The 14,005-nt window shown below is 41.4% G+C and carries 9 protein-coding genes; 7 read left to right on the top strand and 2 right to left on the bottom strand.

Annotated elements, in window-relative coordinates:
- Window positions 1–13 precede the first annotated feature (13 nt).
- From FH976_RS09790 to FH976_RS09765, 6 genes are all read left to right on the top strand, one after another.
- Entirely contained in the window at window positions 14–1,717 is a 1,704-nt protein-coding gene (locus tag FH976_RS09790; RefSeq protein WP_194090678.1) for a type I restriction-modification system subunit M, read from the top strand.
- Window positions 1,707–2,972, top strand: coding sequence for a restriction endonuclease subunit S (locus FH976_RS09785; RefSeq protein WP_194090677.1), 1,266 nt, complete (start codon window positions 1,707–1,709; stop codon window positions 2,970–2,972). Before FH976_RS09790 ends, FH976_RS09785 begins: the two co-directional genes overlap by 11 nt.
- A gap of 179 nt (window positions 2,973–3,151) precedes the next feature.
- Window positions 3,152–5,893: an NERD domain-containing protein/DEAD/DEAH box helicase gene (locus tag FH976_RS09780; protein WP_089110806.1), complete on the top strand. Its 2,742-nt coding sequence runs from the start codon at window positions 3,152–3,154 to the stop codon at window positions 5,891–5,893.
- Window positions 5,883–7,298 (top strand): tetratricopeptide repeat protein, encoded by a 1,416-nt coding sequence (locus FH976_RS09775; RefSeq protein WP_194090676.1) that lies wholly within the window; start codon window positions 5,883–5,885, stop codon window positions 7,296–7,298. The genes FH976_RS09780 and FH976_RS09775 overlap by 11 nt, the downstream gene beginning before the upstream one ends.
- Before the next feature lie 76 nt (window positions 7,299–7,374).
- Window positions 7,375–8,376, top strand: coding sequence for a RhuM family protein (gene rhuM, locus FH976_RS09770; RefSeq protein WP_194090675.1), 1,002 nt, complete (start codon window positions 7,375–7,377; stop codon window positions 8,374–8,376).
- Window positions 8,377–8,417: 41 nt separating this feature from the next.
- Window positions 8,418–11,693, top strand: a complete 3,276-nt coding sequence (locus FH976_RS09765) for a type I restriction endonuclease subunit R (protein WP_194090674.1) — start codon at window positions 8,418–8,420, stop codon at window positions 11,691–11,693.
- A 370-nt stretch (window positions 11,694–12,063) separates the two neighbouring features.
- Here the strand turns inward: FH976_RS09765 and FH976_RS09760 are convergent, their stop codons facing one another.
- Together FH976_RS09760 and FH976_RS09755 are read right to left on the bottom strand one after the other, a co-directional pair.
- A complete protein-coding gene (locus FH976_RS09760; protein ID WP_228767397.1) occupies window positions 12,064–12,633 on the bottom strand; it encodes an HNH endonuclease family protein in 570 nt (189 codons plus the stop codon).
- A gap of 642 nt (window positions 12,634–13,275) precedes the next feature.
- Window positions 13,276–13,530: a hypothetical protein gene (locus FH976_RS09755; protein WP_194090672.1), complete on the bottom strand. Its 255-nt coding sequence runs from the start codon at window positions 13,528–13,530 to the stop codon at window positions 13,276–13,278.
- A gap of 170 nt (window positions 13,531–13,700) precedes the next feature.
- On the opposite strand from FH976_RS09755, the gene FH976_RS09750 reads away from it, so the two are divergent.
- Window positions 13,701–14,005, top strand: a 305-nt coding sequence (locus tag FH976_RS09750) for a ChaN family lipoprotein (protein ID WP_194090671.1), incomplete at its 3' end; no start/stop codon positions are given.

Genomic DNA, 14,005 nt, shown 5'->3' with positions numbered 1-14,005 from the left:
AAGAAAACTCATTATGAAACAAACAGAACAACAGTTTTTAAAAGAGCTTGAATCAAAGCTATGGAATGCCGCTGATAAACTACGTTCAACCTTAGATGCCGCGCAATATAAACACGCTGTGCTTGGGCTTATCTTCGTCAAATATGTATCGGATGCGTTCACTTTACGCCAAGAAGAAATCAAAGCGGATCTAGCTAACCCTGAAAATGAATACTACTTAGATCCAAGCGATTACTCAGCAGAAGAACTTGCCGAAGAAATTCAAATCGAACTGGAACAACGCGATTACTACACCGAGAAAAACGTGTTCTGGTTGCCACAAGAATCACGTTGGCAGTTTTTACAAGATAACGGCCCATTAGTAATTGGTGGCGCTGATCTTCAAATTGGCGACAAAATGAAAAAAATCACCTCAGTCGGTCACTTAATTGATAACGCTTTAGAAGGTATTGAGCGCGATAATCCTAAGCTGAAAGGCGTACTGAACAAATCCTATTCTGCTCTACGTATCGACCAAGCCAAACTGAATGAATTGATCAACCTGATCGCGACCATTCCTTTTGATCATGCCTCGCTCAACAGTAAAGACATCTTAGGCCATGTGTATGAATACATGCTGGGTCAATTTGCGTTAGCAGAAGGCAAAAAAGGCGGTCAGTTCTATACGCCAGCGTCTATCGTCACCTTAATTGTTGAAATGATTGAACCGTTCGAAGGTCGTGTGTATGACCCGGCAATGGGTTCAGGCGGTTTCTTTGTGCAATCGGAAAAATTCATCGAGCGTCATGCCCATGAAAAGCAAGTTGATCCGTTAACGCAAAAGTCACGTATTTCAATTTACGGTCAAGAATACAACCACACCACATGGCAGTTAGCAGCAATGAACATGGCGATCCGTGGTCTGGATTATGACTTCGGCAAAGAGCCAGCCAGCACTTACACCAATGTTCAGCATCCAGATTTACGTGCTGATTTCATCATGGCAAACCCACCGTTTAACATGAAAGAGTGGAATACCGGCGTTGATGAAAACGATCAGCGCTTTAAATACGGTATGCCACCGGCAGGCAATGCCAACTTTGCTTGGATGCAACACATGCTTCATCACCTTGCACCAGATGGCTCTCAAGCTCTATTACTTGCCAATGGTTCAATGAGTTCAACCACCAATAACGAAGGTGCTATTCGTCAAAAGCTTATAGAAGAAGATTTGATTGAATGTATGGTTGCGCTTCCGGGGCAACTGTTCACCAACACCCAAATCCCAGCTTGTATCTGGTTTTTAACCAAAAACAAAGCCGCCCGTAATGACAAAGCAGGCCGCAAACTGCGTGAGCGTAAAGGCGAGGTGCTGTTTATTGATGCGCGTAACCTTGGCTATATGAAAGACCGCGTATTGCGTGATTTCACCATGGACGACATTCAAAAAGTGGCGGATTTATTCCACGCTTGGAAAACCGGTGAAGCGGTCAATGGCGTGACCTATGAAGACCAAGCCGGTTTCTGTAAATCGGCCAAGTTAGAAGAAATCACCAAGCACGACTTTGTACTCACACCGGGCCGTTATGTAGGCGCGGCGGATGAAGTCGATGACGGAATTCCATTTGCTGAAAAGATGGCAACCTTAACGACGAAATTAAGTGAGCAGTTTGCCGAATCAGCCAAGCTTGAAGCTGAGATTAAGAATAATCTAACGGGGTTAGGTTATGAACTTTGAAACCGCGACTTTAGATTCATTGTGCGAACTTGTAGTTGACTGTCCTCATTCAACACCGAAATGGACTGATGAAGGGATTATTGTCTTACGAAATCAGAATATCAAAAATGGTGTTCTAGATCTTTCCGCTCCTAGTTTTACTAACGAAGAAGATTATCTAAAACGAATAAAACGAGCAGCCCCAAAAGCAGGTGATATCGTATTTACGCGTGAAGCCCCGATGGGTGAAGTATGCATGATACCGGAAGGCTTAAAGTGCTGCTTAGGACAGAGACAGGTATTATTACGTCCAAAATCTGATGTAAATGGACAATATCTATTTTGGGCTTTGCAATCTACTTACGTCCAGCAGCAGATAGCTTGGAATGAGGGAACAGGTTCCACAGTTAGTAATGTTCGAATTCCTGTATTAAAAGCCTTGAATATTCCTCGAATTAGTAATGAGGATATGGTTGCGAAATCATTGTCTGATATTGCCTCAAAAATGGCGCTAAACACTCAAACCAACCAGACCTTAGAAGAAATGGCACAAGCTATCTTCAAATCATGGTTTGTTGATTTTGATCCCGTCAAAGCCAAAATGCGTGGTGAACAACCCGAAGGTATGGATGAAGCCACTGCCTCGCTTTTTCCAGAAAAGCTCGTTGAGTCTGAGTTGGGTTTGATTCCGGAGGGGTGGGAGGTGAAACCTCTAGACAAAGTTGCGCATTTTCAAAATGGGTTAGCATTGCAAAAATTTCGACCAGAGTCTGAGGGGGATGATTTTCTACCCGTTCTAAAAATTGCTCAATTACGTCAAGGTTACTGTGACGGAAAGGAGAAGGCTCGTACAGATATTAAAGAATCTTGCAGAGTATATGATGGTGACATGATCTTCTCATGGTCGGGGACTTTGATGATTGATCTATGGACTGGTGGTAATGCTGCGTTAAATCAACACCTTTTCAAGGTTACTAGTGAGGAATATAACCTACCGTTATACCTATACTGGACAAAGCATCATTTAGCGAAATTTCAGCAAATAGCTAAAGATAAAGCGGTAACTATGGGACACATAAAACGAGGCCATTTAAGTGAGTCTTTGTGTGTTATCCCTCCAAAAGCATTAAGAGAAAAACTGGATGAAGTTCTATTGCCATTAATCAATCAAGGTCTTAACTTGCGACTCCAGAGCAACCAGTTAGCCACGCTACGCGACACCCTCCTCCCTAAATTGCTTTCGGGCGAAATTGAGTTAGGGGAACACGGAAATTAACTAGAAAAAATTAAAACATAGAATCATTGTCGAGTTTGCTTAGGAAAAATAACAATGAATATACGAGCAATATTAGAAAATAACAATTTTGGTTGGTTAAAAGTACAAGTATACGTGGTGAATTGTATTCAAGGGAAAAAAAGTGAGTATCCCACTACTGAAAAGTTAGAGGTTGCACTATGAGTTTTCATGCTTACAGAGCTACTCCCTTTGAATTCACACATGAGAACAAAGTGTTCAATAAGCTCTATGATCTCTTGCAGGCAGTATGGGAAGATAGAGAAGAACCGTTGCATCTAATTGGTAATGTGTATGTAGCTGGGCGTCCGGTGGATGCCCTTATCATAAAATCCCATGCTGTTGTCGTTATCGATTTTAAAGATTACGGTGGTGATGTTTCATTCAGTGAAAATGGCAGTTGGTATGCGAACGGTGTGATAGTGAAAGGTGGTGGCAGCACTAACCCCTATCAGCAAATTCGCAACAACAAGTTTACTCTACTGAACTACCTGCAAGAGAGCGTGGTATTTCAATCAGAGCCGCAGCTTGGGCATATCGCTGGTCTGTGCCTGTTCCATCAGGATATTCGTTTTGATGATAAGCAGATTCCAACAGGTATAAGCCGCTGGTTTCATGTCTCGGATATGAGCCATGTAGTAAGAACCATTGATGCTATCACTAGCACCGCAATTGACTTATCTGGCTCTGAAATAGAGAAAATTATAACGAGTTTAGATATACCATCGTTTAATCCTGATGGTAACACACCTATCATTAATGCTATCCCCCAGAGTGCAACAGATACTGAGAAGCGTGTACGATTAACTCCAACCCAGCAACGAGCTATCGATAGCGCTACCTCTTGGCTTACTAGCACTCAAAATACGGTATTGTCAATTATTGGAGCGAAAAATAGTGGTAAGAAGACAGTACTCAAGATAATTAAAGATTTACTTTCTGAACAAGGAAAAAGCCCACTATTCCTTAGCCCTAATGCTCGTATCGCGAATAAATACAAAGCACTAGGTTTTTCTGATGTGCAATCTATTTATTCTTGGTTATACGCAAGCCGACCAAGTAGGCTTGAGAAAGATAAAGCTTGCTACGATGTTTCTTTGACAATACCGGATGCAACTCGGGAAGTACTCATATTTCTAGATGCACACTTGTTGGGTGATGATAAGTTTGAAACAGAAACAACACGGTACGGTACGGGTTACCTACTACAAGATATGTTGACAGCATTGATTGAAAACAACGCAGCCTTGCCGAAGATGCTATTGGTTGGTGACCCATTCCAATTAACACGAGGAAGTATTCAACGAAGCTTGCTCATTGGCGAAGTTTTTAAAGACAAGAACATCATGTTTTCAACTTGTGAGTTGAATGAACAAGTAAGCTCTGATGAGCTTTCACGATTCCAACTACCACTCATTTCTGCACTGTCAAATAACACATTTAGTCGCTTGCCGGATGTTAGTGGGCAAAATGTTGCAGAGGTGGTTGTAGGTAAGCATACTGATGAAATTGGTCGTGCTCTCGTGGCGTGGCCAAAACGGACTGTATTCTTATGTGCCAAAAACGTTGATGCCTTTAAGGTAAACAGAGGTATTCGCAGAAAGTTCTTGATGACTGAAGATATGTCAATTCTAGTTGTTGGGGATGTTGTTGATGTCCACAATAGGGCTGCTGGTATCAATGATGATTTTACTGATACCACATGGATAAACTCTGGTACTTTTGGGCAGGTTGTCAATGTTGATCCGGAAATAGAAACGAAAACCATCCTACTAAAAGGAAGAAAAGCAGGGACTGTATTACATTTTGCAACAGCAACTATTCATTTTGAAGGAGCTGGAAATGTCAGGGTTCGTTACATTCCTGAATACCTTTCTGCTGAAACTCCAGACCTGACACCTGACCAGCTTGTCGCCCTTAATATTTTTGCTCGCGAAGAAGCTACTGCAAAGCTTAAGAATCAGAAACGAATACTAGATGAAGCTAAAAATCACTCCACAGATCAAGAATATCGCTTGAAACAGGAGGAGTACCAAAAGCTGCTAGCATACTCGATCATGAACAGCCCCTACTTCAATGCTGCTAGACTACGGTTTGCATATGCCCTCACTGTGCATCGCGCTCAAGGCTATATAGGGTGGGAACAGGTATACGCTGATGCCTCATGTTGTCATGATAATGCTAACCATTCATCAGATAGTTATTTTCGTTGGCTGTATACAGTTACTTGCTGCTCAACAGCAAACATAGGGTTACTGCATTACCCGACTTTAAACCCAATTTCGAATGCAAGTTGGCAGCTAACTCCGAAAAAAATTAGTCCAATTGTAGTCAAGCCTCGCTTCTATTTTGACCCTGAGCAATCAGCTAGCGATAAATTGCCTGTAGGCTTTGATGTTTCTAATACTTTGTTCCCAAAGATCTACCTGACTATTAGTCGACTACTTAAAGGTAGTGAATGGCGTATTAGCGATGTAATTCAAGGTCGCCCCTATCAACAAGTTTATGAGCTTGAGAAAAATGACGGTTCATCCGCTACCGTTCAATTCAGCTACAACAAAAAAGATGAAACCACCATTCAATCGGTGAGGTTAAAGCCGGAGTCTATTGATTATCAAACTGTAGTGTCAATGTTATCTACACAGCCAAACTATCAAAACGAATCCATTGAATCTGCTGCAAACGAATTAATCCAATATCTGAGTAGCAAAGGGTGGAGCACTGTTTTGGTTGAGGAAAAAACACAGTACAAAGCTTTTTTGACTTTCGTTGGTGTTAATGGACACATTAAACTGGACTTAAATGTTAGCGGTAAAGGACTGGTATCGTCGATCAAAGTTGAACATGTGGACAGTGAAATAGTTCTAAACCAATTTAGGGAGGGTTTAAATTATGTCAACTGAACAACCTTTCCGGATCGTCGGTAACCTACGTAAATCAGGCCAACTCCAAGAGGCTTGGAATTACGGTTTTTCCGCATTAGAACAATCCCCACAAGATTCATATTTGAAAGGAGCCTTGTTTTGGGTCTGCTATGAATTTATCAAGCAACAGCAAGAGAAGATCGCCAAGCGTGGAGCGTCTTCAAACAACTATCGTCCTAGCGATTTTGAGTTTGATAAAATAGAAAGCCTACTGCAAACAATAGTTAATTTTGAGATCCCAGCAGGTGGCTTAGAACACAAAATGTTGCTGGTTCAGTTTAAAAAGAACCTTGAGTGGTTTCCGACACTGATTCATCTTGTTCTTCGCCAGAAAGCTGCCTTGTTCGATGATGACGCTAAAAAACCATTTCAAGCTGAAAAGGGTGAAGCACCAAGCTTAATGCTTTCAACGGCACGACAAGTTGCTAGTGCATGGCTTAGAGCTCGGGAACCTTGGCAGTTAGATTTGAATCAAGTGATGGAATTCATCCACCTAACGCGCCAACAAGCATCTGATGTCAAACATATGATTTGGTTGGATTATGATCAGGCAAAATGTCTCATAGTTTCAGGTCAGTATGAGCAAGCGCGTTCACTTATTTTGCCAATTCTGCGAAAGAAGCAAAAGGAAGCATGGGCTTGGGGGGCTCTGGCCGCGACTTATCAAAAACAAAATCGTGACTTGGCAATGAAATTTTTTGCTAAAGGCATCGTGTCTGCGCATGACGTTACTTTTAGCCTGAAGCTTTTTCAGGGGATTATTCCTTTGTTGCTCGGTAATCAACGGCATGTTGAAGCCTCCATGTGCCTGAAAACTGCTCTTTCGGCATACCAAGCCCATGGCTGGAAGATAAAACCTGAGCTAGAACAACTATCTTTGCAACCTTGGTATGACTCTAGTGTTGATGAGAAGCAACTTAATCCTTTTTTAAATTCTATATCTAGAGATGCTCAAGATTACATTTACGGACCGACGAAGAAAGTTATCGCTATCATTGAAAACATCCACCGTTCTGGAAAAGGCTTCCATGCTTATGTTACTAGAACATACTCGACTTCTGTTCGTCTCGGGCTTCATAAAAGCAAAGAGAATCCGAAAGTTGGTGATTATGTAGAATTGACTCTTCGTGAAGAGAATGGTCAAAAGGATGTAGTGTCGTCACTTAGTTGTGGACCTAAGACATCTTCAGATATTTCTGAAGTCAAAGGGAGAGTAAATATCACCCCTAAAGGCTTTGGGTTTGTAGAGGATACCTACATACCGAGAAATCTGGTCGCAGATATGCAGAACGATACTCTTGTGACAGTAACAAGAGTAATGTCATGGGACAAAACTAAATCCAAATACAGTTGGAAGGCAATAAAATTAAAGCATGAAGCCTAAAATTAATAATAAATTGCTTTCCGGCGAAATCGAGTTAGAGCCAGTGGCGACTGAATAGAAATTGGGGTCTGATAATATGAATGACGTTCAACCACAGAATGAGATTTTCATCACCCAAGATGGGCAGTTACAGCTGGAGATTAAACGATCTAATGACACACTTTGGCTGACCCAAGCGCAAATGTCAGAGTTATTTGACACCTCAATAGATAACATTAGCCTGCACTTAAAAAATATTTACGCAGAAGATGAATTGGTCGAAAACTCAACTATCGAGGATTTCTCGATAGTTCGATTAGAAGGGAAACGACAAGTTAAGCGTAAGCTTAAACACTATAACCTTGATGCCATAATTTCGGTCGGTTATCGAGTAAGTTCTAAACGTGCCACATTATTTCGTATTTGGGCGACCAAAACATTAAAGCAACATCTGATCGAAGGTTACACTTTAAACCAACAGCGTCTTGTTGAACGCGGAATTGAATTTAACCAAGCGTTAAACCTGCTATCGAAAACGCTAACCAACCAAGCATTAGTCAATGCAGATGGCTCTGCGGTGGTCAATGTAATTGCACAATACGCACGTTCGTGGTCTTTATTACAAGGCTATGATGAACAAAGCTTGGTTGACGTAACTCAAAAACAAGATGCAATGTTGCCTTTGGAGCTTGAATCGGTACTTGCTGCCATTGCTGAGTTAAAACAAAACCTGATGGATAAAGGCGAAGCGACCGAGTTGTTTGGTCAATTACGTGGTAATGGTTTAGCTTCGAGTTTAAGCACGATTGAACAAGGCTTCGGTGGTGAGTGGTTTTACCCTAATGTCGCCAGTCGCGCCGCTCATTTATTGTATTTTGTGATTAAAAACCATCCACTAGCTGATGGGAATAAGCGAACCGGCTCATTCTTGTTCTTATGGTATTTACAGCAAAACCAGCATTTATTAGCCAAGTCGGTGAATGAATTGGTTAATGACAATACCTTAGTGGCGTTGGCTTTATTGGTGGCAGAAAGCTTGCCGGAACAAAAAGAATTAATGATACGTTTGGTTGAGCACTTTATTCTACTGAAAGATTGAGAGCATATTATGACCCTACAAGATAAAGGTTGATTTTAATTATGAAGATCACGGAAGACCAACTAGAACAGCTTTGCCTCGATTGGTTTAAAGAACAAAATTATACCTATCTGAATGGTTATGATATCGCCCCAGATGGTATCTCGCCTGAGCGTGACGACTACCATCAAGTGGTGTTAAAGCAACGTCTGCAAAAACAACTCGCTATCTTAAACCCCAATTTACCGGAAGAATGCCTTGTTGAGGTGGTGAATACGATTTCAACGCCTGATACGCCTGTATTAATCAAAAGTAACCGCAGCTTTCATAAATACCTTATCGAAGGCATACCGGTGGAATATACGGTCTATGAAGCAGGTGAAACCAAAACCAAACATACTCATGTCCAGTTGATGGATTTTACCAATCCCGATAACAATGAATTTTTGGTGGTGAATCAATTCACGATTGCAGGCATAAAAGGCAATCGACGCCCTGATGTGGTGGCGTTTATCAATGGTCTGCCGATTTCTGTTATTGAGCTGAAAAACCCAGCCGATGAACATGCGGATATTTGGAATGCCTATAATCAACTGCAAACCTATAAAGATGAAATTTCAGACTTATTTGTTTTCAATGAAGCATTAATTGTCAGTGATGGTTGGACGGCGCGAGTTGGTTCATTAACGGCCAATAAAGAACGTTTCTTACCATGGAAAACGGTCACTAACGAAGATGACAAACCGTTATTAGAATTCCAACTAGAAACTATGGTTCGCGGTTTCTTTAAGCCGGATTTATTGCTCGATTACATTCGATACTTTGTATTGTTTGAAAACGATAACGACAAAATCATTAAGAAAATCGCCGGTTATCACCAATTCCATGCAGTACGAGCGGCAGTTGAAGCCACGGTTAAAGCCAAGCAAGCAGATGAAGCCTTGTTAGATGATCGCATGGTGGCGGATAACGTGATCCCATATAAAACTGCTTCAACCAAAGGCTTAGATAAAATCAAACCCGGCAGTGGTAAAGCCGGGGTGGTTTGGCATACCCAAGGCAGTGGCAAAAGTATCTCAATGGTGTGTTATGCCAGTAAGCTTCTACAACAGCCAAGCATGAATAACCCAACCATTGTGGTTGTGACAGACCGAAATGATCTCGATGGTCAGTTGTATAACACCTTCGGCATGGCGCAAGAGACACTAAAACAAATCCCGCAACAAGCCGATGACCGTGATGCCCTGCGTGAGTTATTACTTAACCGCCAATCCGGTGGCATTATCTTCACTACGATTCAAAAATTTGCCTTGATTGCCGAAGAAACGGCGCATCCGGTGTTATCGACTCGCGCCAATATTGTGGTGGTGTCTGATGAAGCGCACCGCAGCCAATACGGAAATAAATCCAAACTGGTTGAAGTCAAAGATGAAAAGGGTGAAGTGAAGTCGCATAAATATGTGTTCGGTTATTCTAAATACATGCGCGATGCCTTGCCGAATGCGTCTTTTATTGGCTTTACCGGTACGCCAATTGCCATGGACGATAAAGATACTCGTGGTGTCTTTGGTGAATATGTCTCGGTTTATGATATTCAAGATGCGGTGGATGATGGTGCAACAGTGCCGATTTATTATGAATCTCGCCTTGCGAAACTCGATATCAATCAAGACAAAATCGAAGTCTTGAACGATGAAGTTGAAGAAGAAATTGGCGAAGACGAAGAAACCGAAAGCCGTGAGAAAATCAAATCACAATGGGCAGCGTTAGAGAAATTGGTGGGCGCTGAGCCTCGCCTTCAACAGATTGCTAAAGACTTGGTTGAACATTTCACAACACGTACTGAAACCTTCCCGGGCAAAGCCATGGTGGTGGCAATGAGCCGTGAGATTTGTGTTGATTTATACAATGCGATTGTGGCGATCAAACCGGAATGGCATCACGATGATACCGATAAAGGTGTGATTAAAATCGTGATGACGGGCAGCGCTTCTGATAAAGAAAAAATGCAGCCACATATTCACGACAAAAAGACCAAGAAGCTCTTTGAGAAACGCTACAAAGACACTGACGATGAACTCAAATTGGTGATAGTCCGTGACATGTGGCTGACCGGTTTTGATGCGCCGTGTTGTCATACCATGTATATCGATAAACCCATGAAAGGGCATAACCTCATGCAGGCGATTGCGCGTGTGAATCGAGTGTTTAAAGACAAGCCCGGTGGTTTAGTGGTGGATTATATTGGTATCGCCAATGAGCTAAAAAATGCCCTGAAAACCTACACCAGCAGCCAAGGTAAAGGTCAGCCTACAGTCGATACGGCCGAAGCCTTTGCGGTGTTGATGGAAAAAATCGACATCGTTCGTGGCATGTTCGCAACTCCGGTTGATGGCAAGGTATTTGACTATCGCCCTGATTTTGAAACTCAAGCTCTGCGTTTATTGCCGGGTGCGGTGAACCATATATCTGGTTTATCTACTTCGATGCCACAAAGTTCTGATAATGAAGCACGTGATGGTAAGCGCCGTTTCTTAGATGTGATGGCCGCTTTAAGTAAGGCGTATTCTTTATGTAATACCATGGATGAAATCCAAGGCTACAAGAATGAGATTGCCTTTTATTCTGCCATTAAAGCGGCCTTTATGAAGCATTCAACGGTCGATAAAAAGCGTACTGACGAAGAGCGTAATTCTGCTTTAAAACAGATTTTAGATAACGCTGTGATTGCTGATGGTGTCGATGATATTTTTACCATGGTTGGGTTAGATAAGCCGAATATTGGCTTGCTTTCAGAAGAGTTCTTAGAAGATGTTAAGAACATGAAAGAGAAAAATCTTGCGGTAGAATTGCTAGAAAAATTGCTACGTGATGAAGTGAAAGCGCGGATGAAAAATGATGTGGTTCAGGAGAAAAAGTACTCTGAGCGCATTATGGAATCCTTACGTAAATATCATAACCGTAGCATTGAAACCGCTCAAGTGATCGAAGAGCTGATCCAGTGGGCGAAAGATATGCAAGAAGATGCGGATATGTTGAATAAGCTGAATTTGTCGGTTGATGAAATCGCTTTTTATCGCGCCTTGGTAGAAAACGAGTCATCCGTTCGTGAGTTAGGGAATGAAAATTTGCGTCAACTCGCCATTGAATTGACTCAACAGTTACGTAAATCAGCGACGGTAGATTGGCAGAAACGTGAAAGCGTTCGTGCTCGTATGCGTAACCTAGTTCGCCGATTATTACGTAAATGGAAATACCCGCCAGATGATACAGATGAAGCGATTAAGCTTATTTTAGAGCAAGCAGAAGTGTTGGCTGATGGTTGGTATGCGGCTTGAATTTTTGTAGCAAAAAATATAAAGGCAAGGGGTGAAAACTTTGCCTTTTGCATATTTATTTATCATTTTATTTCCACTTTAGTGGGGGAATCGGTTCGGTCAGAATATATTAAGTAATGAATAGAGGGCTATTTCGAGCATCGGCCCTAAATGATTTTTGTCCAAAAGTTACTTTTGATGTCGACTTCCTGTGTATGTTCACCAAGCAATTCTATCTCAATGGCAATCAGTTTCATCTTATGGACCGAGAAAACATGTGCGTTATAAGAATAAGTTTCTTGATATGATAAATCAGGCGGAAAAGTACGTAATGGACTTAGGGTGACGTATTGCATTGACCCCACTTTCCACGCGAGTCAATGCCCAACATTCATTCCTCATGCAGTCCGTAAATCTTAACGATCCGCTGGAATCTCAGCTTGTATTGTTTCTGGTTGGCTGGTGGTAACCACTCATCTAGCCCCTTATCTCCTTTTGAACGGTTGAGTGATGCACCTACCGCTACCAAATTACGAGGATCATTTGCAAAATGCTTACGGGTAGCTTCCGTCCACTGGTCTGCGCCGTGTTTCCACGCCCAACTCAGAGGTACAATGTGGTCAATATCAAGTTCAGAGGCGTTGTAATATATTTTACCGCTATACATCGAAATCCATCGACCACTGACAACACGCCCGTGCTCATTATAGGTCAGATTACCGGTATTCTGAGCGATAAGCACCTCTTGCCTCGTATCTAGTCCATTCTGATCGAGATCCATCCAACCATGCCCAAACTGGTTGCGTGAGTAGTCAGAACCAAGAGAATTAGAGCTGCTGTGACCAGCCGGTAGTTTACCGCCTGCATTTAAACATGATTCTAACGTGTCATACGGCGTAAATTTCTGAGTACGACTATAGTAGCTGCTGTTCTCGTCATGACAAAGGCCACCGACGGACATTTTGACAAGCGCGTGTACTGGAATGGGGTTTATAAATAGAGCGACAATCAAAAACTGGAATGCACGATTCATTAAATACCTACGATATTGTGGATAAAACTCTACCCTGCCATAAAAGCCTTTACTTTCATATCATAGGGTAGTCACACGCCTTTACTAATATAGCAACCATCTGGAGACATATTAGGAGCCATAAGTAAAATTGAGGCAAGAGCTTCATAGTGAGTGTTAATGTAATCGCTATCTTCGTCTAACATGACCATCTCTCCACTCAGGAAATGCCGGCACGAACGCATGAGTGAAACAACGTGTTCAAATTCCAGCTTCTTGGTTCTATTCTTATGCTTTTCTAATGTAAATCCAGCAGGTGTTTTTTTATAATTTTTTGAATCGTTTAGAAAAGCTTAAGTTGGGAACTATGAAAGAGATCAAAAGAAAGGATAGGTATGTCTTTGCACTCATTAAAGGAGCCTCGGTTGAAAATAGAAGTATTACGTAGTTAATTTACCGTAACCAACTAAATCTAATACAAAATAATGCAAAAAACTTAGAGTACTTTTTTAAATAAAAGCGCCCAAAGTGTAACAGTAAATAAATTTTTATAAAACAAAGCATTACCTGTAGTTACATGTAACAAGGTATTTATAAGACGTGTTCAAACTCAATCCGCTGAGATCGCTTTACATACAAAGAATAATCAAAACTTGATGGCAGTTGAGTTTGCTTTTTAGCATTAAAAGGGATATCACAATAAACCGTACGACGAACAGAGCTCTGATTATAAACTTCACTCATCAATAAGCGCTTAGCTTTAGAAAATGAATCAATACTTGTGTTAGGAGAAGCAAAAGCCATCGCTGGAAATGTGAGCGCGACAACGGAAAGCAATAATTTCATATTTAGATCCTTATTTCCCTCCTATTGTAATGACTTTTTAATGCTTTACTAATACTTATAAAATCAAAAGCATCAATTGATAATAATTATCATTCGTTGCTATTGATTAAGATATTAGATAAGCTCTGGCCTCGATTTAGACATCTGCCACTGCGCAAGGAAATACCATCGTGGGTAAAATAAAATCAGCTAAATACATGTTACGGTTATTAAGTTTGAGCTTACTGGTCGGTTGCTCTGCTGCTCCTCAACCTTCATCAGGCAATCAATCATCTGTGGCTGAAACCTCTCAAATAAACAGCTTTTATGACTTCCAGTTATACTCAAAAACTGGGCAAGCAATTAGTGTCGATTTTTTTGCAGATCAGGCTCAAAAGGCAGATGTTATTTTAGTCGGCGAATGGCACACTCACTCAGGAATACATCGATTTCAAACTCAATTATTGCAAGCTTTAATAAAGCAGCCTCATGATGT

Source organism: Vibrio hibernica (assembly GCF_015223435.1).
GTDB classification, from domain to species: Bacteria; Pseudomonadota; Gammaproteobacteria; order Enterobacterales; family Vibrionaceae; genus Vibrio; species Vibrio hibernica.
The sequence above is the reverse complement of the archived record's forward strand: the minus strand, read 5'-3'. Positions and strand labels throughout refer to the sequence as shown.

Excerpts from the sequence above, each read along its gene's own strand:
- FH976_RS09760 (WP_228767397.1), bottom strand. The coding sequence starts at position 12,633 with ATGTCCGTCGGTGGCCTTTGTCATGACGAGAACAGCAGCTACTATAGT.
- rhuM (WP_194090675.1), top strand. The coding sequence starts at position 7,375 with ATGAATGACGTTCAACCACAGAATGAGATTTTCATCACCCAAGATGGG.
- FH976_RS09775 (WP_194090676.1), top strand. The coding sequence starts at position 5,883 with ATGTCAACTGAACAACCTTTCCGGATCGTCGGTAACCTACGTAAATCA.
- FH976_RS09755 (WP_194090672.1), bottom strand. The coding sequence starts at position 13,530 with ATGAAATTATTGCTTTCCGTTGTCGCGCTCACATTTCCAGCGATGGCT.
- FH976_RS09780 (WP_089110806.1), top strand. The coding sequence starts at position 3,152 with ATGAGTTTTCATGCTTACAGAGCTACTCCCTTTGAATTCACACATGAG.
- FH976_RS09790 (WP_194090678.1), top strand. The coding sequence starts at position 14 with ATGAAACAAACAGAACAACAGTTTTTAAAAGAGCTTGAATCAAAGCTA.
- FH976_RS09765 (WP_194090674.1), top strand. The coding sequence starts at position 8,418 with ATGAAGATCACGGAAGACCAACTAGAACAGCTTTGCCTCGATTGGTTT.
- FH976_RS09785 (WP_194090677.1), top strand. The coding sequence starts at position 1,707 with ATGAACTTTGAAACCGCGACTTTAGATTCATTGTGCGAACTTGTAGTT.